The 19,699-nt window shown below is 72.5% G+C and carries 20 protein-coding genes; 9 read left to right on the top strand and 11 right to left on the bottom strand.

What is annotated here, in order from left to right; translation table 11 throughout:
• Window positions 1–95: 95 nt before the first annotated feature.
• Window positions 96–1,838 (top strand): streptophobe family protein, encoded by a 1,743-nt coding sequence (locus AQJ66_RS31155; protein ID WP_061928632.1) that lies wholly within the window; start codon window positions 96–98, stop codon window positions 1,836–1,838.
• Between the two features lie 379 nt (window positions 1,839–2,217).
• Complete coding sequence (serB, locus tag AQJ66_RS31150; RefSeq protein WP_061928629.1) at window positions 2,218–3,426, top strand: phosphoserine phosphatase SerB; 1,209 nt, start codon at window positions 2,218–2,220, stop codon at window positions 3,424–3,426.
• An 85-nt stretch (window positions 3,427–3,511) separates the two neighbouring features.
• On the opposite strand, the gene AQJ66_RS31145 is transcribed toward serB, so the two are convergent.
• From AQJ66_RS31145 to AQJ66_RS31135, 4 genes are all read right to left on the bottom strand, one after another.
• A complete protein-coding gene (locus tag AQJ66_RS31145; RefSeq protein ID WP_061928627.1) occupies window positions 3,512–4,030 on the bottom strand; it encodes a SixA phosphatase family protein in 519 nt (172 codons plus the stop codon).
• A 92-nt stretch (window positions 4,031–4,122) separates the two neighbouring features.
• Window positions 4,123–4,332 (bottom strand): hypothetical protein, encoded by a 210-nt coding sequence (locus AQJ66_RS31140; protein ID WP_061928625.1) that lies wholly within the window; start codon window positions 4,330–4,332, stop codon window positions 4,123–4,125.
• Between the two features lie 199 nt (window positions 4,333–4,531).
• On the bottom strand, window positions 4,532–4,651 hold the full coding sequence (locus AQJ66_RS40725) for an SGM_5486 family transporter-associated protein (protein WP_279617346.1): 120 nt from the start codon (window positions 4,649–4,651) through the stop codon (window positions 4,532–4,534).
• Window positions 4,652–4,708: 57 nt separating this feature from the next.
• The gene (locus AQJ66_RS31135; protein WP_061928623.1) at window positions 4,709–5,965 is read right to left on the bottom strand and encodes a CynX/NimT family MFS transporter; all 1,257 of its coding nucleotides are present in this window, start codon (window positions 5,963–5,965) and stop codon (window positions 4,709–4,711) included.
• A gap of 124 nt (window positions 5,966–6,089) precedes the next feature.
• On the opposite strand from AQJ66_RS31135, the gene AQJ66_RS31130 reads away from it, so the two are divergent.
• Complete coding sequence (locus AQJ66_RS31130) at window positions 6,090–6,782, top strand: FadR/GntR family transcriptional regulator (protein ID WP_061928621.1); 693 nt, start codon at window positions 6,090–6,092, stop codon at window positions 6,780–6,782.
• Here AQJ66_RS31130 and AQJ66_RS31125 read toward each other — a convergent pair.
• The 3 genes from AQJ66_RS31125 to fabG all read right to left on the bottom strand — a co-directional run bounded on the left by AQJ66_RS31125 (window position 6,760) and on the right by fabG (window position 8,775).
• Entirely contained in the window at window positions 6,760–7,110 is a 351-nt protein-coding gene (locus AQJ66_RS31125; protein ID WP_061928619.1) for a hypothetical protein, read from the bottom strand. The two genes, AQJ66_RS31130 and AQJ66_RS31125, sit on opposite strands and share 23 nt — an antisense overlap.
• 172 nt (window positions 7,111–7,282) lie before the next feature.
• Window positions 7,283–8,050, bottom strand: a complete 768-nt coding sequence (gene fabI / locus AQJ66_RS31120) for an enoyl-ACP reductase FabI (RefSeq protein WP_061928617.1) — start codon at window positions 8,048–8,050, stop codon at window positions 7,283–7,285.
• A 5-nt stretch (window positions 8,051–8,055) separates the two neighbouring features.
• Window positions 8,056–8,775, bottom strand: coding sequence for a 3-oxoacyl-[acyl-carrier-protein] reductase (gene fabG / locus AQJ66_RS31115; RefSeq protein WP_061928615.1), 720 nt, complete (start codon window positions 8,773–8,775; stop codon window positions 8,056–8,058).
• Window positions 8,776–9,021: 246 nt separating this feature from the next.
• On the opposite strand from fabG, the gene AQJ66_RS31110 reads away from it, so the two are divergent.
• The 3 genes from AQJ66_RS31110 (at window position 9,022) to tyrS (ending at window position 13,268) form a co-directional block, all read left to right on the top strand.
• A complete protein-coding gene (locus AQJ66_RS31110; protein ID WP_061928613.1) occupies window positions 9,022–10,545 on the top strand; it encodes a TldD/PmbA family protein in 1,524 nt (507 codons plus the stop codon).
• Window positions 10,542–11,936 (top strand): TldD/PmbA family protein, encoded by a 1,395-nt coding sequence (locus AQJ66_RS31105; protein WP_061928611.1) that lies wholly within the window; start codon window positions 10,542–10,544, stop codon window positions 11,934–11,936. The genes AQJ66_RS31110 and AQJ66_RS31105 overlap by 4 nt, the downstream gene beginning before the upstream one ends.
• A 66-nt stretch (window positions 11,937–12,002) precedes the next feature.
• Window positions 12,003–13,268, top strand: coding sequence for a tyrosine--tRNA ligase (gene tyrS / locus AQJ66_RS31100; protein ID WP_061928609.1), 1,266 nt, complete (start codon window positions 12,003–12,005; stop codon window positions 13,266–13,268).
• Between the two features lie 27 nt (window positions 13,269–13,295).
• On the opposite strand, the gene AQJ66_RS31095 is transcribed toward tyrS, so the two are convergent.
• The gene (locus AQJ66_RS31095) at window positions 13,296–13,583 is read right to left on the bottom strand and encodes a GlsB/YeaQ/YmgE family stress response membrane protein (RefSeq protein WP_061928607.1); all 288 of its coding nucleotides are present in this window, start codon (window positions 13,581–13,583) and stop codon (window positions 13,296–13,298) included.
• 290 nt (window positions 13,584–13,873) lie between these two features.
• Between AQJ66_RS31095 and AQJ66_RS31090 the strand changes: the two genes are divergently transcribed.
• Both AQJ66_RS31090 and AQJ66_RS31085 read left to right on the top strand, forming a co-directional pair.
• Complete coding sequence (locus AQJ66_RS31090; protein WP_061928605.1) at window positions 13,874–14,275, top strand: DUF3099 domain-containing protein; 402 nt, start codon at window positions 13,874–13,876, stop codon at window positions 14,273–14,275.
• 235 nt (window positions 14,276–14,510) lie between these two features.
• Window positions 14,511–14,726, top strand: coding sequence for a hypothetical protein (locus tag AQJ66_RS31085; protein WP_061928603.1), 216 nt, complete (start codon window positions 14,511–14,513; stop codon window positions 14,724–14,726).
• A 12-nt stretch (window positions 14,727–14,738) separates the two neighbouring features.
• On the opposite strand, the gene moaA is transcribed toward AQJ66_RS31085, so the two are convergent.
• The 3 genes from moaA to AQJ66_RS31070 all read right to left on the bottom strand — a co-directional run bounded on the left by moaA (window position 14,739) and on the right by AQJ66_RS31070 (window position 17,854).
• Window positions 14,739–15,728, bottom strand: a complete 990-nt coding sequence (gene moaA, locus AQJ66_RS31080; protein WP_061928679.1) for a GTP 3',8-cyclase MoaA — start codon at window positions 15,726–15,728, stop codon at window positions 14,739–14,741.
• Between the two features lie 153 nt (window positions 15,729–15,881).
• Entirely contained in the window at window positions 15,882–17,501 is a 1,620-nt protein-coding gene (locus AQJ66_RS31075) for a solute symporter family protein (protein WP_061928601.1), read from the bottom strand.
• A complete protein-coding gene (locus tag AQJ66_RS31070) occupies window positions 17,498–17,854 on the bottom strand; it encodes a DUF485 domain-containing protein (RefSeq protein ID WP_061928599.1) in 357 nt (118 codons plus the stop codon). The genes AQJ66_RS31075 and AQJ66_RS31070 overlap by 4 nt, the downstream gene beginning before the upstream one ends.
• Before the next feature lie 283 nt (window positions 17,855–18,137).
• Between AQJ66_RS31070 and AQJ66_RS31065 the strand changes: the two genes are divergently transcribed.
• Entirely contained in the window at window positions 18,138–19,664 is a 1,527-nt protein-coding gene (locus tag AQJ66_RS31065) for a S8 family peptidase (RefSeq protein WP_061928597.1), read from the top strand.
• Window positions 19,665–19,699 lie beyond the last annotated feature (35 nt).

Here is a 19,699-nt window from a genome sequence, read left to right as displayed (position 1 = left end):
CGTTGACGGGGTTGAAACCGGGGCGGAGAGTGGTAATCCCCCGCGAGGGGGACAAGCGCGGCTGTGGTGCCGCGCCGCGGATCGGGGGGTCTGCCATGAGCGCTGCGAGGGGCGCAGGGACCGCACGGCACGGCGGTGCGCTGCCGTGGGCCGACATCCTGTTGTCCGCCATCGCCTCCGTGAGCTGGGCGTTGATGGGGATGGCGGGCACGGCCGCGCTCGGTCTGCATCTGCTGCGGGCGGACGCTGCGGGCTCACTGGGCCCCATGACAGCGGCTGTTGTGGCCCTCGGTGCGGGTGGTTCGGTGTCGCCGTCGGGCGATGTCTCCGCCTTTGGACTGAAAGGGGCTCAGGCGCACACGGCCGTCGAGATCACGCCACTCGGGGTGAGCCTGGTCGGTGCCCTGCTGCTGTCGTGGTTCTTCCTGCGGTCGCTGCGCACGGCCGGAGTTGTGGTCGCCCCGTCCGAACTCCTCGCCCGGGCGGGGATGGTGGTCGCGCTGTTCGTGGCGGTGCTGGGCGGTCTCGCCTGGGCCGGGCACGACGTCGTCACCATCGACGGCGGCTCGCTCGGCCTGGACCGGCTGACCGGCGGGGGCGGCAAGGGCGGTGGCCTGACCGTCCCCGGCCTGGGGGACGTCGGGGGGCTGCTGCCGGACCGGATCGGCGACCTGATCCACGCGAAGGCCGCCGTCGGCTTCACCGTGGACACCGCGCCCACGCTGCTGGGCGGGCTCGGCTGGTCGGCCGGGGTCCTGCTGATCGCCCTGCTGGCCTCCCGGCGCACTCCGCTGCCGCCCGGCTGGGACGCCGTGCACCGGACGGTGCGGCCGGCCGTCTCGGCGCTCGTGACCGTGCTGCTGGTGGCCGAGGCGGCCGGGCTCGCGGCGGCGGGCTACGCGGCGCTCGGTGACGACCATCCCGGGCGGATCGCCGGCGCGGCTCTGCTCGGGGCCCCGAACGGGGTGTGGCTCGGCGTGCTCCTCGGCCTGTTCGTCCCCTGGACGGGCCGGGCCAGCGGCGCCCTGGGCACGGTGCTGCCCCATCCGCTGGACCGGCTCCTGGGCACGGGGTCCGGCCGGCCCGTCACGCTGGGCCGCCTGGCGGGGCTCGACGGCCGGGTGTGGCTGCTGCTCGTGGCCGCGGCGCTGATGATGCTGCTGGCGGGGGTGCTGACGGCGGTGCGGACACCGGTGGGCGGCGGCACGGGCGCGGCGGGCTTCGCCGGGCGCTGCGCGCTGCGGCTGGGGACCGTCTGCGCGCTCGCGCTGCCGTTCCTCGCCTGGCTGGCGGACGTCTCGGTGCACGCCTCGCTGTCCGTGCTGGGCTTCGACGCGTTCGGCGCGGGCATCGAGCTGCACGGGCACCCGGGCATGGCGCTGCTGCTGGGGGCGGTGTGGGGCGCGGGTGCCGGGGCGGTGGGGGCGTTGCTCGCCCTGGCCGTGGGGGCGGCGGGAACGAGGGCCGTGTGGCCGGGGCGGGACACGGGCGGAGCTGTGGCTGACGGGGGAGACGGGGGTGACGGCTCCGGATACGGCGGTGGGGTGCCCGGGCGTCCGGGGTACGGCGGCGAGGCCGGGCCGTACGCCCCGAGCAGGCCGTACCGGCCGCCGAACCCCGACACGAACCCCTACCTCCGGCTGCCGGAGGTACCTCGGCCGGAACCGGAGGACGCGCGGCCGCCCTCCCCCGGCAACGACGTGTACGGCGCCCCCACCATCACCCGCCCGATCGGCCCGCTTCCGGACACTCCGCCTCAGCGCCGCGCCCGGAACGCGTCCGACGAGGGACCGCCACCGCCTCCCCCGCCTGCCCCACCACGGAGGCGTGGACGGTGAGGGCGGGACCCGATCGGTAGGAGGTGAGGCCGCGCCTGCGGGCTTCGCGCGCTGCCCGGCCCGGCCGCCCGCGGGACCGTCCGCTCCTGGCCCACCCGGCAGGCGGCCGTGCGTCGTCCGGCTGCCTTCCCAGGGTGCCGGGCCCCGGCCCGGCGTCGCCGCCCCTGGTCACACCCCGGCGCCGGCCGGGTCCAGTGGCGCGCTCCGGCTCCCTCCGCGGCCGGCGGCATGGCACAGTCGTCGTAGAACCGGGCCGGGCCGGCGGCGGAGGTCGCCGGGAGGCCTGGTTCCCGACATCGGGTGGACACCCATTGTTCCGTGTCCGTCAGGCGGACCTCGCGGGCGGACGGCACTGGGTGCCGGATACGGTGGTGACACCATGAGCGCTTCGCAGACCTCCGAGGTCCCCACTCTCCTCGTCAAGATCTTCGGCAAGGACAGGCCGGGCATCACGGCCGGACTCTTCGACACCCTTGCCGCCTACCTCGTCGACGTGGTCGACATCGAGCAGGTCGTCACCCGGGGCCGCCTGGTGCTGTGCGCGCTGGTCACCCAGCCGCCGGCCGGCCTGGAGGGCGATCTGCGGGCGACCGTGCACAGCTGGGCCGAGTCGGTGAAGATGCAGGCGGAGATCATCTCCGGCCACGGCGACAACCGTCCGCGCGGTCTCGGGCGCTCGCTGGTCACCGTGCTCGGCCATCCGCTGACGGCCGAGTCGACGGCGGCCATCGCCGCCCGGATCGCCAAGGCCGGTGGCAACATCGACCGTATCTTCCGGCTCGCCAAGTACCCGGTGACCGCGGTGGAGTTCGCCGTCTCCGGCGTGGAGACCGAGCCGCTGCGCACGGCCCTGGCGTCGGACGCCGCGGCACTGGGTGTCGACGTCGCCGTGGTCTCGGCGGGCCTGCACCGCCGCGCCCAGCGGCTCGTGGTCATGGACGTGGACTCCACCCTCATCCAGGACGAGGTCATCGAGCTGTTCGCCGCGCACGCCGGCTGCGAGGACAAGGTCGCCGAGGTGACGGCGGCGGCGATGCGCGGGGAGCTGGACTTCGAGCAGTCGCTGCACGCGCGCGTGGCGCTGCTGAACGGGCTGGACGCCTCGGTGGTGGACAAGGTGCGCAACGAGGTCCGGCTGACACCGGGCGCGCGCACGCTGATCCGTACGCTGAAGCGGCTCGGCTACCAGGTCGGCGTCGTCTCCGGGGGCTTCACCCAGGTCACGGACGATCTGAAGGAACGGCTCGGGCTGGACTTCGCGCAGGCCAACACGCTGGAGATCGTCGACGGCAAGCTGACCGGCCGGGTCACCGGCGAGATCGTGGACCGCGCGGGCAAGGCGCGGCTGCTGCGCCGGTTCGCCGCCGAGGCCGGGGTGCCGCTGTCGCAGACGGTGGCGATCGGGGACGGCGCCAACGACCTGGACATGCTGAACGCGGCCGGGCTCGGGGTCGCCTTCAACGCCAAGCCGGTGGTCCGCGAGGCCGCTCACACGGCGGTGAACTTCCCCTTCCTCGACACGGTGCTCTACCTGCTGGGCGTCACCCGTGAAGAGGTCGAGGCGGCCGACACGCACGACGAGGGCTGACCCCGGGTCCCCGTGACCCGGTACGCGCAGGGCCCGGCACCACCCGTGGTGCCGGGCCCTGCCGCATGCTCCGCGACGCGTGTCGTCACTCGGAGGGTGCCCAGTAGTCCGCCAGGGTGGCCGTGCCCGGCTCCAGGCTCTTCCAGGGGCCGTCGAAGGTCAGCACCGCGAAGGCGGCGGCGGGGAAGCCCCGGCTGTTCATCCGCTGCCGGGTGTCGTCCCCGGCGTCGCCGGCCAGGACCTCCGCCAGGCCGTGCACGCCCGGGTTGTGCCCGGTCAGGATCACGGTCTGCACGTCGTCCGGGATCTCGTTCAGCACGGCGATCAGCTCGCCGGGCGAGGCCTCGTAGACCCGCTCCTCGTAGACGGTTTTCGGCCGGTGCGCGAGTTCGTGGACGGCGAGCTTCCAGGTCTCGCGGGTGCGCACGGCGGTGGAGCACAGGGCCAGGTCGAAGGTGATGCCGGTGTCGGCCAGCTTGCGTCCGGCGACTGCGGCGTCCTTGCGGCCCCGCTCGTTGAGCGGGCGCTCATGGTCGGACACCTGGGGCCAGTCGGCTTTCGCATGCCGGAAGAGGACGATCCTGCGGGGTTCTGCGACGCTCATGGCACCCAGCTTCGCACGAAACAGGCCATGTGGCGCAGGGAGTTGACATGGGGAAACGACCGGCGCATTCACTCCCGCGCGGGGGCGCCGGATCAGCGCGCGAGGAACTGCTGCACGCGCTCGAGGAGCAGCTGGGTGACCGCCGGGTCGCCGCTCGCCGCATGGGCGTCCGAGGGGTTCAGTATCAGGGTGAGCAGGGCGACGAAGCCGAGGGCGGGCAGCGCGAGCGCCCACCAGGGCAGCCGGATGTCGACGCTGCCCGGGCGCGCCGGGTGGGGCCGGGGGTGCGTGCGGGCCGGCATGGTCGCCTCCGTGGGTCTCCGGGTGGTTCTGGCCGCGTGCCGCGGTCACCACTCGAAGCTACGCAATCCGCGGCCGCCGCCCCATCCGGAGAGCCACCCACTTGACCCTGACCCTGGCCCCCTAGGGGATGGTGGGGCTGCCCCCACCGTCCGCCGCGACAGGCCAGGTCGGCGTGCGGTTCTCACGGCCGGGCGACGCTCACGGCGAGACGAGGGTCGCGATGATGGCGATGACGGCGAAGATGGCGAAGAACGCGCCGAAGACGAGCAGCATCTTCTTCTGGCCGTTCTGCGGGTTCGGGTCGAGCACAGGCTGCATGCGCCCAGTCTCGCACCCCGGCCCGCGCCCGTGCGCACGGGGCCGCCCGGCGGCCGCCTAGCGCGCCGCCTCGTCCTCCACCGTGCGGTCCCGGCCCGCCAGGACGCCCACCGCCATCTGCGGCACCATCAGGGCCGCCATCAGGGCGATCGGCAGCCCCCAGCCGCCGCTGTGCTGGTAGAGCACGCCGACCAGGAGCGGGCCGGGGACGGAGATCAGGTAGCCGGTGCTCTGCGCGAACGCGGACAGCTGGGCGACGCCCGGGCCGGTCCGGGCCCGCATGCCGACCATCGTCAGCGCGAGCGGGAAGGCGCAGTTGGAGACGCCGAGCAGGATCGCCCAGGCCCAGGCGCCGCCGGCCGGGGCGAGGTACAGGCCGGCGTACCCGGCGAGGCCGCACAGGCCGAGGACCAGCACGATCGGCCCCTGGTGGGGCAGCCGGGCGGCGATGCGCGGGATGACGAAGGCCAGCGGCACGCCCATCACCATGGTGACGGCGAGGAGCAGGCCCGCCGTGCCGGCCGCGACGCCGGCGTCCCGGAAGATCTGCGCCATCCAGCCCATCGTGATGTAGGCGGCGGTCGCCTGGAGCCCGAAGAAGACGGCGAGCGCCCAGGCGGTGCGGCTGCGGGTGATCCTCAGCCGGGTGGCCGCGGGCTCCGGTTCCCGCGCCGGTTCCGGTGCGGGCGCGGTGCCCCGCTCGCGCACCAGCGGCAGCCAAGGGAGCACTGCGGCGGCCGCGAGGCCCGCCCACACGACGAGCCCGGCGTGCCAGTCGCCGCCCAGCGCGCCGGTCACGGGCACGGTCACGGCCGCGGCGGCGGAGGTGCCGAGGGCGAGGGCCATCGAGTACAGGCCGGTCATGGGGCCGACCCGGTCCGGGAACCAGCGCTTGACGATGACCGGCATCAGCACGTTGCTGACGGCGATGCCCATCAGGGCGAGGGCGCTGAAGACCAGGAAGCCGGCCGTGCCGCCCGCGTACGGCCGTATCAGCAGGCCCGCGGTGATGGCGGCCATGCCGGCGCACACGACGGCGGCGGGACCGAAGCGGCGTGCCAGGCGGGCCGCGGTGACGCCGAAGACGGCGAAGCAGAGCGGGGGCACGGAGGTGAGCAGCCCGGCCACGCCGCCGCTCATGCCGAGCCCGTCGCGGACCTCCTCCAGGAGCGCGCCGAGGCTGGTGATGGCGGGGCGGAGGTTCAGCGCGGACAGCACGATGCCGGCGACGACCAGCCGGGTCGTCCACGCGCGCGCGGGCGGCGCCTTGCGGGGCTCCGCCTGCGCGGTCGTACCGCGTTCGGTGGAGGACATCCCCGTACGGGTGTCCGCGGTCCGCGTTTCCTCACTCACCATGCCGCACATCATAGAATCATGGGATGATTGGTTGTCCATTCCCGGGGGTCCGGCTTCCGGGCCCGTCGTGCGAAGGTGTGCCATGCCCTTGAGCCACCCGCGCCGCTCCGCGCTGTCCGAGCAGGTCATCGCCGTGCTGCGTCAGCAGATCAGCTCCGGCGAGTGGCCGGTCGGCTCGCGCATCCCGACCGAACCGGAGCTGGTCGAGCAGCTCGGTGTCGCCCGCAACACGGTCCGCGAGGCCGTCCGCGCGCTCGCGCACAACGGTCTGCTGGACATCCGCCAGGGTTCGGGCACGTACGTCGCGGCGACGAGCGAGCTGGCCGGTGTGATGCACCGCCGGTTCGCCGGCGCCGATCCCCGGCACATCGCCGAGCTGCGGTCCACGCTGGAGTCGGCGGCGGCGAAGCTGGCCGCCGAGCGGCGCACCGGGAGGGACCTCACGCAACTGGACACCCTGCTGGCGCGTCGCGAGGAGGCCTGGGAGTCGGGCGACGCGGAGGCGTTCGTGGCGGCCGACGCGACCTTCCACCTGGCCGTCGTGGCCGCCTCCCACAACGACGTCATGACGGCGATGTACGCCGACCTGGGCGAGGTGCTGCGGGACTGGCTGCGCGCGGACGTCGGCGCGGAGCTGACGCCCCGGGCGCACATGGACCACACCCGGCTGGTGGACGCGATCCGCGCGGGCGACGCGGAGGCGGCGGCCGCGGAGGCCGCGAGCTATCCGTTCCTGTGCCGCCCGGACCGCTTCAGCGCCGCTTCTGGTGGCTGATCCACACCGAGCGGACCTCCTTCCAGCACCGGCCGGCCAGTCGTACGGTCATGGCGGGAGCGGTGTCCACGGGGGCGCTGTCGGTGTCGATGTCCCACCAGCGGGCGCACTCGATGTGCAGGCGGACGCGGTCCGTGCCGGTGTAGGGGTTGTGGCAGTAGGCCACCACGTGGGACCCGCGCACGCTCGTGCGGCACGCGGCGCCGAAGAGGTCCGGGGCGGGCGGTTTGCCGTCGCTCCCGCGCGCGTGGGGCGCCGCGTCGGACGGCAAGCACAGGACGAGGGCGAGGGCCACGGTCACCGGGGCCAGGCTGCGGGACAGGCGCACAAGGGAACCTCCTCGGCCGGGCTGCGGAGGGATGCGCGAGGGTGAACGCTGCCTCCAGGGTGCGCGGCCCGCTCCCGGCGCCGCCCGGCCGGGTACGCCGAACGGGTGACGCCCCGCCCTCCGCTGACCGCGGGGGACGGGGCGCCGGTGTCCGTCGTGGGCCGGACCGAGGTCAGGCGCCGATGGCGTGCAGTCCGCCGTCGACGTGGACGATCTCACCGGTGGTCTTCGGGAACCAGTCGCTGAGCAGCGCGACGATGCCGCGGCCGGCCGGCTCGGGGTCCTTCAGGTCCCACTCCAGCGGGGAGCGGGTGTCCCACACGGCGGCCAGGTCGCTGAAGCCCGGGATGGACTTGGCGGCCATGGAGCCGAGCGGGCCCGCGGAGATGAGGTTGCAGCGGATGTTCTGCTTGCCCAGGTCGCGGGCGATGTAGCGGCTGGTGGCCTCCAGCGCGGCCTTGGCCGGGCCCATCCAGTCGTACTGCGGCCAGGCGAACTGCGCGTCGAAGGTGAGGCCGACGACGGAGCCGCCGTTCTGCATCAGCGGCAGGCAGGCCATGGTGAGCGACTTCAGGGAGTACGCCGAGACGTGCATGGCGGTGGCCACGGACTCGAACGGCGTGTTGAGGAAGTTGCCGCCGAGCGCGTCCTGCGGCGCGAAGCCGATGGAGTGCACGACGCCGTCGAGGCCGCCCAGCTCCTCGCCGACGACGTCCGCCAGCCGGCCGAGGTGCTCGTCGTTGGTGACGTCCAGCTCGATGACCTTGGCGGGCTTCGGCAGCTTCTTGGCGATGCGCTCGGTCAGCGTGGGCCGCGGGAAGGCGGTGAGGATGACCTCGGCGCCCTGCTCCTGGGCGAGCTTCGCGGCGTGGAAGGCGATGGAGGCCTCCGTCAGCACACCGGTGATCAGGACGCGCTTGCCCTCGAGGATTCCGCTCATGGTGATCAGTGACCCATTCCCAGTCCGCCGTCAACGGGGATGACGGCTCCAGTGATGTACGAGGCGTCGTCCGACGCGAGGAACCGCACCGCCGCGGCGATCTCCTCCGGCTGCGCGTACCGGCCGAGCGGCACCTGCGACACGATGTTCTCGCGCTGCTCGTCGCTGAGCGCCTTGGTCATGTCGGTGTCGACGAAGCCGGGCGCGACGACGTTGAAGGTGATGTTGCGCGAGCCCAGCTCACGGGCCAGGGAGCGCGCGAAGCCGACCAGGCCGGCCTTGGAGGCGGCGTAGTTCGCCTGCCCCGCCGAGCCGAGCAGGCCGACCACGGAGGAGATGAGGACGACGCGGCCCTTCCTGGCCCGCAGCATGCCGCGGTTGGCGCGCTTGACGACGCGGAAGGTGCCGGTGAGGTTGGTGTCGAGGACGGAGGTGAAGTCCTCCTCCGACATGCGCATCAGGAGCTGGTCCTTCGTGACGCCGGCGTTGGCGATCAGGACCTCGACGGGGCCGTGCTCGGCCTCGATCTCCTTGTAGGCCTGCTCCACCTGCTCGGCGTCGGTGATGTCGCACTTGACGGCCAGGCAGCCCAGTTCCGTCAGGGCGGCCGGCGGCTCACCCGAGCGGTACGTGATGGCGACCTTGTCGCCGGCGTCGGCGAACGCGCGGGCGATGGCGAGGCCGATGCCCCGGTTTCCTCCGGTGACGAGAACCGAGCGGCTCAACGGATCACCCTTTCGATAGGTCTGCTGCGGTCCGACGATCCGCCCGGACACCTCGATGACAGGCGGCTTCATCGAAAACCTATCGGTAGCGCCGTGCCCGGGGGCAAGCGGGCACCGACAGTGGCGCGGGTGAGTCGCTGTCGGGTCCCTACAGAAAACGGCCGGGCGGGGCGAAACCCTGTGGTCCGCGGGACCGCTCCCGCGACATGATCGGACCCGACAGGCGACGACAGCAGGGAGACCTCCGTGCCTCATTCCATCGACGAAGCCTTCACGGCGCTTCCGCTAAGGGCCCTGGCCGACGCCGCGCTCGCCCGCGCGCGGGCGCTCGGGGCCGAGCACGCCGACTTCCGGTTCGAGCGGGTGCGCAGTGCCTCCTGGCGGCTGCGGGACGCCAGGCCGGCGGGGTCGTCGGACACCACCGACCTCGGGTACGCGGTCCGGGTGGTGCACGGCGGCACGTGGGGCTTCGCCTCCGGGGTGGACCTGAGCCTGGACGCGGCCGCCAAGGTCGCCTCGCAGGCGGTGGCGATGGCGAAGCTGTCGGCGCAGGTGATCAGGGCCGCCGGATCCGACGAGCGCGTCGAGCTGGCCGACGAGCCGGTGCACGCCGACCGGACGTGGATCTCGTCGTACGAGATCGATCCGTTCACCGTGCCGGACGAGGAGAAGGCGGCGCTGCTGGCGGACTGGAGCGCGCGGCTGCTCGCGGCGAACGGGGTGAACCATGTGGACGCCTCGCTGCTCACCGTGCACGAGAACAAGTTCTACGCCGACACCGCCGGCACCGTGACGACGCAGCAGCGGGTGCGGCTGCACCCGCAGCTGACGGCCGTCTCGGTGGACGAGTCGAGCGGGGAGTTCGACTCGATGCGGACCCTCGCGCCGCCGGCCGGGCGCGGCTGGGAGTACCTCACCGGGACCGGCTGGGACTGGGACGGGGAACTGGAGCGGATCCCGGAGCTGCTCGCCGAGAAGATGCGGGCGCCGAGCGTGGAGCCGGGCCTGTACGACCTGGTCGTCGACCCGTCCAACCTGTGGCTGACCATCCACGAGTCCATCGGGCACGCCACCGAGCTGGACCGCGCCCTCGGTTACGAGGCCGCCTACGCCGGCACCTCCTTCGCCACCTTCGACCAGCTGGGCAAGCTGAAGTACGGCTCCGAGCTGATGAACGTCACCGGCGACCGCACCGCCGAGCACGGCCTCGCGACCGTCGGGTACGACGACGAGGGCGTCGAGGCGCAGTCCTGGGACCTGGTGAAGGACGGGACGCTGGTCGGCTACCAGCTGGACCGCCGGATCGCGAAGCTCACCGGGTTCGAGCGGTCCAACGGGTGCGCGTTCGCCGACTCGCCGGGGCACGTGCCGGTGCAGCGGATGGCGAACGTGTCGCTGCGGCCGGACCCCGCCGGACTGTCCACCGAGGACCTGATCGGCGGCGTCGACCGGGGCATCTACGTCGTCGGCGACCGGTCCTGGTCGATCGACATGCAGCGCTACAACTTCCAGTTCACCGGGCAGCGCTTCTTCCGGATCGAGAACGGGCGGATCACCGGGCAGCTCAAGGACGTCGCCTACCAGGCGACGACCACCGACTTCTGGGGTTCGATGGCCGCCGTGGGCGGTCCGGGGACCTACGTCCTGGGCGGTGCCTTCAACTGCGGCAAGGCCCAGCCGGGTCAGGTGGCCGCCGTGTCCCACGGGTGCCCCTCCGCCCTCTTCCGGGGCGTCAACATTCTGAACACCACGCAGGAGGCCGGCCGATGAGCGCCCGTACCCACAAGCCGCACGAGGTCGTCGAGCAGGCGCTCGCGCTGTCCCGGGCCGACGGCTGCGTCGTCATCGCCGACGAGTACTCCACCGCCAACCTGCGCTGGGCCGGCAACGCGCTCACCACCAACGGCGTCACCCGCGGCCGCAGCCTCACGGTGATCGCGACCGTGGACGGCAAGGAGGGCACGGCCTCGGGTGTCGTGTCGCGGTCGGCGGTGACGGCCGGCGAGCTGGAGCCGCTGGTGCGGGCCGCCGAGGCCGCCGCGCGCGGGGCCGGGCCCGCCGAGGACGCGCAGCCGCTGGTCGGCGGTGTGCCCGAGGCGCCGGACTTCACCGACGCGCCCGCCGAGACCTCGTCCGCCGTGTTCGCCGACTTCGCCCCCGCGCTCGGCGAGGCCTTCGCCCGCGCGCGGGCCGGCGGGCGCGAGCTGTACGGCTTCGCCAACCACGAGATGGTGTCGACGTACCTGGGCACCTCCACCGGGCTGCGCCTCAGGCACGACCAGCCCACCGGCACGCTGGAGCTGAACGCCAAGTCGCCGGACCGGACCCGCTCGGTGTGGGCCGGCCGGTCCACGCGGGACTTCAAGGACGTCGACCCGGGCGCGCTGGACGCCGAGCTGGCCGTACGGCTCGGCTGGGCCGAACGCCGGCTGGAGCTGCCCGCGGGCCGCTACGAGACGCTGCTGCCGCCGACCGCGGTCGCCGACCTGCTGATCTACCAGCTGTGGTCGGCCTCGGGCCGGGACGCGGCCGAGGGGCGCACGGTGTTCTCCAAGCCGGGCGGGGGCACGCGGGTCGGCGAGAAGCTCAGCGAGCTGCCGCTCACCCTGCGCAGCGACCCGCACGAGCCGGGTCTGGAGTGCCCGCCGTTCGTGGTCGCCCACTCCTCCGGCGGCGACCAGTCGGTGTTCGACAACGGGCTGCCCGCGCACGCCACCGAGTGGATCGGCGAGGGCGTGCTGAAGAACCTGACCACGACCCGGCACAGCGCGGGCCTGACCGGGCTGCCCGTCGCCCCCGCGCTCGGCAACCTGATCCTGGACGGCGGCCGGGACCGCTCCCTGGAGGAGATGGTCGCGGACACGGAACGCGGGCTGCTGCTGACCTGCCTGTGGTACATCCGCGAGGTCGACCCGGCGACGCTCCTGCTGACGGGGCTGACCCGCGACGGCGTCTACCTCGTGGAGAACGGCGAGGTCACCGGTCAGGTGAACAACTTCCGGTTCAACGAGTCGCCGGTCGGGCTGCTGGGCCGCGCCACGGAGGCGGGGCGCACCGAGAAGACGCTGCCGCGCGAGTGGAGCGACTGGTTCACCAGGGCCGCGATGCCGTCGCTGCGGATCCCCGATTTCAACATGAGCTCTGTCAGCCAGGGCGTATAACCTCGTAGGCGTTCGTGGTCGGGTCCCACCCGGCCACCCGGAGATCACCGAGGAGACAAGAGAACCGTGACGGACATCGTCGACGAGCTGAAGTGGCGTGGGCTGTTCGCCCTGTCCACCGACGAGGACGCTTTGCGCAAGGCGCTCGCGGACGGTCCCGTCACGTTCTATTGCGGCTTCGACCCGACCGCGCCGTCGCTGCACGTGGGGCACCTGGTGCAGGTGCTCACCGTGCGCCGGCTCCAGCAGGCCGGGCACCGGCCGCTGGCGCTGGTCGGCGGCGCGACGGGCCTGATCGGCGACCCGCGCCCGACGGCCGAGCGCACGCTCAACGACCCGGAGACGGTGGCCGGCTGGGTGGACAAGCTGCGCCGGCAGATCGAGCCGTTCCTGTCCTTCGAGGGCGAGAACGCGGCGGTCATGGTCAACAACCTGGACTGGACCGCGAGCCTCTCCGCGATCGAGTTCCTGCGGGACATCGGCAAGCACTTCCGCGTCAACAAGATGCTGACGAAGGACTCCGTGGCCCGCCGCCTGGAGTCCGACCAGGGCATCAGCTACACCGAGTTCAGCTACCAGATCCTGCAGGGCATGGACTTCCTGCAGCTGTACCGGCGCCACGGCTGCACGCTCCAGCAGGGCGGCAGCGACCAGTGGGGCAACCTCACGGCCGGTCTCGACCTGATCCACCGGCTGGAGCCGGAGGCGTCGGTGCACGCGCTGGCGACCCCACTGATGACCAAGGCGGACGGCACCAAGTTCGGCAAGACCGAGGGCGGCGCCGTCTGGCTCGACCCGGACATGACGACGCCGTACGCGTTCTACCAGTTCTGGCTGAACGTGGACGACCGGGACATCTCGAAGTACCTGCGGATCCTGTCCTTCCGCTCCCGTGAGGAGCTGGAGGAGCTGGAGCGGCAGACCGAGGAGCGCCCGCAGGCCCGGGCCGCGCAGCGCGCGCTGGCCGAGGAGCTGACGACGCTGGTGCACGGCGCGGACCAGACGGCCGCCGTGATCGCCGCGTCGCGGGCGCTGTTCGGTCAGGGCGAGCTGGTGGAGCTGGACGAGCGGACGCTGGCCGCGGCGCTGTCCGAGCTGCCGCGCGTCCGGGTCGCCGAGCCGGCCCCGGTGGTCGACCTGCTCGCCGAGGTCGGGCTGGTGGCCAGCAAGTCGGCCGCCCGCCGGACGGTCAAGGAAGGCGGTGCCTACGTCAACAACGTGAAGGTCACCGCGGAGGACGCCGTCCCGGCGAAGGAGGACCTGCTGCACGGGCGGTGGCTGGTGCTGCGACGCGGCAAGAAGAACCTGGCCGCGGTGGAGGTCACCGGCTGACGCCCCGGCGGTCCGGGCCCGGCGCCGTCAGGCCCGGGCCCGCTGCTGCTTCCTCTTGCCCAGGGTCGCCATGTACAGGGCGTCGACCGCGGCGACGATGATGATCGCTGCGACGATCTGGAAGATGTGCCGGCTCCAGTCGATGCCGCGGGTCGCCTCCACGCCGAGGGCGCGGGCGACCGCGTTGCCCACGATGGCGCCCAGGATGCCGCAGATGGTGGTCAGCCACAGGGGGCTGTGCTGCTTGCCCGGGATGACCGCCTTGGCGATCAGGCCCAGCACGAATCCCACGATGATCGCCCACAACCAGCCCATGGCTCCTCCTGTACGGCTTCTGCGAACGGCTCGACGCGAACGACTCGACGCGAACGGCTCGGCGCGGGGGTTACGCCCAGTCTCGGCGCGTCCGCCCCACGGCGCATGTCGGGCGCCCCCGCACGGCCGCGGGCGTGCGCGGAGTCGTGCGGGCGGTGCGGCGACCCGGTCTCGTGGGCGGTGCCGGCGCGGCGTACCGTGGAGGTGTCCCGGCCCGGTTTCCCGCCGCGCGTGCGGCAGGACGGGACCGGTGACGGTGGGACTGCGATGCGGGCGGATGGTGGAGTGTGATGCGCAAGCAGCACGGCGGCAGCGCCCCGGTGTTCCGGATCACCGGCGCGCGGACCGGGCTGGCCGAGGACGTACGGGGCCGGCAGCGGCGGTACGTCATCTCGATGACGATCCGCACGATCGCGGTGATCCTGGCCGCCACCCTGTGGAACGTCGAGCGGTACTTCGCCATCGTGGCGCTGGTGGCCGGCGCGGTGCTCCCCTACATCGCCGTGGTGGTCGCCAACGCGGGCCGGGAGCGGCCGCCCTCGCTCCCGTCGACCTTCGTCAGCGTGCCGATGCGGCCGATGATCACTCCCCCGCGCGCGCAGGACGAGGCGGCGGGGACGGATCCCGCCGCGGAGGGCGTGTCGCCGGATCCGGCGGCGGGTGTGCACGGGGAACGGCCCGACGGGGCGTGACCACGGCGTATGCGCGGGGAGCCGGGGACGGCCCGCCAAGCTCAAGAAAACCTCAGATCAATCATGCAGTTCCGGTGCCGGGCGATGGGTGACCCGTGACATACTGCGTATGCGCTCCGCATCCCCCGTCGGAGCGACAGACCGACGCCGGGCAGCTCCCCCCGTGGCTGCTCGGCGTCGCCTTGTTCGCACCCCGTTCCGCACCTTTCTGCGCCCCGTTCTGCGAGACGAACCTGTGAGTGAGACGCCCATCTGTTCCGCCAAGGGCTGCCGTGCCGACGCCGTGTGGGTGCTGGCGTGGAACAACCCGAAGATCCATACGCCGGAGCGGCGCAAGACCTGGCTCGCGTGCGAGGAGCACCGCGAGCACCTGGCGCAGTTCCTCGGGATGCGGGGGTTCCTGAAGGACGTGGTGGGGTTCGCGGACTGGCAGGAGCCCGAGGGGGCCTAGCCGGCGCCCGGCTCAGCCCCCGATCGCCGACATCGGCCGGTCCGGCTGGACGAACGACGGGTCGTCCAGGCCCGCTCCCGCCTTCTTGCCCCACATCGCCAGGCGCCAGATCCGGGCGATCTCCTCGTCGTCGGCGCCGGAGCGCAGGGCGGCGCGCAGGTCGGTCTCCTCGGTGGCGAACAGGCAGGTGCGGACCTGTCCGTCGGCGGTCAGCCGGGTGCGGTCGCAGGCCGCGCAGAACGGGCGGGTGACGGAGGCGATGACGCCGACGCGGTGCGGGCCGCCGTCGACGATCCAGCGCTCGGCCGGGGCCGAGCCGCGCTCCTCGGCGCCCTCGGGGGTCAGCTCGAACCGGGTGCGCAGGGAGACGAGGATGTCCCCGGCGGTGACCATGCCCTCGCGCTTCCAGCCGTGCTGGGCGTCCAGGGGCATCTGCTCGATGAACCGCAGTTCGTAGTCGTTCTCCACGGCCCAGGCCAGCAGGTCGGGGGCCTCGTCGTCGTTCAGGCCCGGCATGAGCACCGTGTTGACCTTCACCGGGGTCAGACCGGCCGCGCGGGCGGCCTCGAGGCCCTTGAGGACGTCCTGGTGGCGGTCGCGGCGGGTGAGGGCCTTGAAGACGTCCGCGCGGAGGGTGTCCAGGGAGACGTTGACCCGGTCCAGGCCCGCCGCCTTCAGGGCGGACGCGGTGCGCCCGAGGCCGATGCCGTTGGTGGTCAGGGACGTCTGGGGGCGCGGCTCCAGGGCCGCGACACGCTCGACGATGCCGACGAGGCCCGGCCGCAGCAGGGGCTCTCCGCCGGTGAAGCGGACCTCGCGGATGCCGAGCAGGCGGACGGCGACGTCGATCAGGCGGACGATCTCGTCGTCCGTGAGCAGGTCGGGCTTCGCCAGCCACTGCAGGCCCTCCTCGGGCATGCAGTACGTGCACCGCAGATTGCACCGGTCGGTCAGCGAGACCCTCAGGTCGGTGGCCACCCGGCCGTATGTGTCGATGAGCACGTGGCCCCCTCCCTCGTCGCGGAGCTTCATTTTCCGTCACTTGTGAGCCTAGGCCAGACCACTGACAGCGACAGCATCCCGATCCCACGAGGTACGGCGCGGCCGCGTCGTAGGACCCTACAGTCCCTCACGACGCGGCCGCCGGTGGGAACCTCAGTGCGCTCCCGTTCCGGTGAGGGACCGCACCTCCAGTTCCGCGTACTTGTCCGCGTCCGGGACCTCCTTCGACAGCAGAGTGCCCACGGCACCCAGAAGGAAGCCGACCGGGATGGAGATGATGCCGGGGTTCTCCAGCGGGAACCAGTGGAAGTCGACGTCGGGGAACATCGAGGCCGGCGAGCCGGAGACCACCGGGGAGAAGAGCACCAGGCCGACCGCGGTGACCAGGCCGCCGTAGATCGACCACAGGGCGCCGCTGGTGGTGAACCGCTTCCAGAACAGGCTGTAGAGGATCGTCGGCAGGTTGGCGGAGGCGGCGACGGCGAAGGCGAGGGCGACCAGGCCCGCCACGTTCAGGTCGCGGGCCAGCGCACCGAGGACGATGGACACCGCGCCGATGCCGACGCTCGCCCAGCGGGCCGCGCCCACCTCCTGCTTCTCGGTGGCCTGCCCCTTCTTGATGACGTTGGCGTAGATGTCGTGGGCGAAGGAGGACGACGAGGCCAGGGTGAGGCCCGCGACCACCGCCAGGATGGTGGCGAAGGCGACCGCCGAGATGGTGGCGAGCAGGACGGCGCCCCAGTCGGAGTCCACTCCGCCCAGGTGGAGGGCGAGCAGGGGGGCCGCGGTGTTGCCCGCCTTGTTGGAGGCGATGATCTCCTCCGGTTTGATCAGCGCGGCCGCGCCGAAGCCGAGGGCGAGGGTCATCAGGTAGAAGGCGCCGATCAGGCCGATCGCCCAGATGACGGACTTCCGGGCGGCCCTGGCGGTCGGGACCGTGTAGAAGCGGATCAGGATGTGCGGCAGGCCCGCGGTGCCGAGGACCAGGGCGAGGCCGAGCGAGATGAAGTCCAGCTTGGTGGTGCCGGTGGCGCCGTACTTCAGCCCGGGTTCCAGGAAGGCGGTGCCCTTGCCGCTGTTGTCGGCGGCCCGGCCGAGCAGGTCGGAGACGTTGAAGTGGAACTTCAGCAGCACCAGGAAGGTCAGCAGGATCGCGCCCGCGATCAGCAGCACGGCCTTGACCATCTGGACCCAGGTGGTGCCCTTCATGCCGCCGATGGTGACGTACACGATCATCAGGACGCCGACCAGGGCGACGATGCCGATCTTGCCGGCGTCGCTGGTGATGCCCAGCAGCAGGGAGACCAGGACGCCGGCGCCGGCCATCTGGGCCAGCAGGTAGAAGATCGACACGACGATCGTGGAGGTGCCGGCCGCCGTGCGGACCGGGCGCTGGCGCATCCGGTACGCCAGTACGTCGCCCATGGTGTAGCGGCCGGAGTTGCGCAGCGGTTCGGCGACCAGGAGCAGCGCGACCAGCCAGGCGACCAGGAAGCCGATGGAGTAGAGGAAGCCGTCGTAGCCGAACAGGGCGATGGCGCCGGCGATGCCGAGGAAGGACGCGGCGGACATGTAGTCGCCGGAGACGGCGAGGCCGTTCTGGAAGCCGGTGAACTGACGTCCGCCGGCGTAGAAGTCGGCGGCGCTGCGGGTCTGGCGGCCGGCCCAGACGGTGATGACCAGGGTCGCGGCGACGAAGACCGCGAACAGGGTGATGATCAGCGGCCGGTGCTGGCTCGCCTCGCCGGCGGCGAGAGTGACTGCCGGGCTCATTCCGCGCCCTCCATCCGGGACTTGATGGCCTCCGCCTTGGGGTCGAGCCTGGCGGCGGCGTGCCGCGCGTACCACCAGGCGATCAGGAAGGTGGTGAGGAACTGGGCGAGGCCGAGCACCAGGGCCATGTTGACGTTGCCCGCCACCTTGGTGCCCATGAAGCCGCCCGCGTAGTTGGAGAGCAGGACGTAGAGCAGGTACCAGGCGATGAAGGCGATGGTGAGGGGGAACGCGAAGGAGCGGTGGGCACGGCGCAGTTCACCGAACTCCGCGCTGTCGCGCACCTCGGTGAACTGCTCGGCGGAGGGTAGGGGGGCCTGGGGCTTCGCGGGGGGCGGTGTCTCGGTGGCCACGGAGGTCTCCTCGCTTCACGGACATGCGCTTGCCGGCCTTACGGGGACGGGATCCGTCACCGGGGGTGAGGGTGCGACTCCGGTGCGCGAGTCCCGTGGGGGCACGATCCTGATGGGCCCCTCGTCCACGGTCACGACGCCACGCGCGGAGCGGTTCAAGTCGGCCGGGCTCTTTCGGAGATCGGATCGGCGGGATAGCTTCGGCCTGCACCACCCGTCATGTACCTGCCCGAGCACCATCCGTGTCTCGGGCGGTTCCGTATCCGGATGATGTGGAGATCCCATGGTTCATTCGCGCTCCAGACGGCGGCTCGCGCTCGCCGTGCCGGCCGCGCTGGCGCTGACCGCCTCGCTCGGCTTCCTGCCGCAGACGGCCTCGGCGGCGGTTCCGCCGGCCGCGACGACGCGAGCGGCGGACGGCCCGAGCCTCGCGTACGTGGTCAACACCCGGACGGACCACCGCACGCTCGCGTCGGTGCAGCGGGCGATCACCCGCAACGGCGGCAGCGTCGTGGCGAGTTACGACCGGATCGGCGTGATCGTCGTCCACTCCGCGAACCCGGACTTCGGCCGGCAGATGCGTGCCGTGCGGGGCGTGCAGTCGGCGGGTGCGACGCGCACGGCGCCCCTGACCGCGGCGGGGACGACGGACGAGGGCGCGGTGCAGGTCCTGTCGAAGGCGCAGGCCGCGAAGATCACCCAGCGGGCGACGGCGGGCGAGGAGCCCCTGGAGGCCGACCAGTGGGACCTGCGGTCGATCGGCGCCGACAAGGCCGCGAAGATCGACCCGGGCAGCCGGAGCGTGACCGTGGGGGTCATCGACACGGGCGTGGACGACACCCACCCGGACATCGCCCCGAACTTCTCCGCCTCCCAGTCGGCGAACTGCGTGAGCGGCAAGGCGGACACGACGTACGGTGCCTGGCGGCCGGCCGACGCCGACCACTACCACGGCACCCATGTGGCGGGGGAGATTGCCGCGGCCCGCAACGGCATCGGCGTGGCGGGGGTGGCGCCGGGGGTGAAGGTCGCGAGCATCACGGTGGCCCAGCCGGACTCGACGCAGCTCTTCTATCCGGAGAGCGTGGTCTGCGCCTTCGTGTTCGCCGCCGACCACGGCATCGAGGTCACCAACAACAGCTACTACGTTGACCCGTGGATGTACAACTGCATGGACGATCCCGATCAACGGGCCATCGTCGACGCGGTCAACAGGGCCCAGCTGTACGCACAGCGCAAGGGCACGCTCAACGTGGCCTCGGCCGGCAACTCCAACGACGACCTGGACTCGCACGCGCTCGTGGACGACTCCAGCCCGGACGACTCGACGGCCACGACCCGTACGGTCGACCCGCACGAATGCTTCGACGTGCCGACCCAGCTGCCGGGCGTGGTCACGGTGAGCGCGGTGGGCGTCAAGGACGCCAAGTCGTACTACTCCAGCTACGGCCAGGGGGTCGTGGACGTGGCGGGGCCGGGCGGTGACAAGTACCAGATCCCGGACACGCCGTCGAAGAACGGCCGCATCCTGTCCACGCTGCCGGGCGGCCAGTACGGCTTCCTGCAGGGCACCTCGATGGCGTCCCCGCACGTGGCCGGAGTGGCCGCGCTGCTGAAGTCGGCGCACCCGCACGCCACACCGGCCCAGCTGCAGGCCCTGCTGAAGGCCCAGGCCGACAACCCGGGCTGCCCGGCCGAGCCGTACGACGGGAACGGCGACGGGGTCGTGGACGCGACCTGCGTCGGCGGCAAGCGGGTCAACGGCTTCTACGGCTTCGGCGTCGTCGACGCGCTGCGCGCCGTGAAGTAGCGGTCGGGCAGCGATCGGAGGCTGATCGCCGGGCT

Source organism: Streptomyces bungoensis (assembly GCF_001514215.1).
In the GTDB taxonomy this organism is placed as follows: domain Bacteria; phylum Actinomycetota; class Actinomycetes; order Streptomycetales; family Streptomycetaceae; genus Streptomyces; species Streptomyces bungoensis.
Note: the sequence above shows the minus strand (reverse complement) of the source record. Positions and strands in the feature narration are given on the sequence as shown.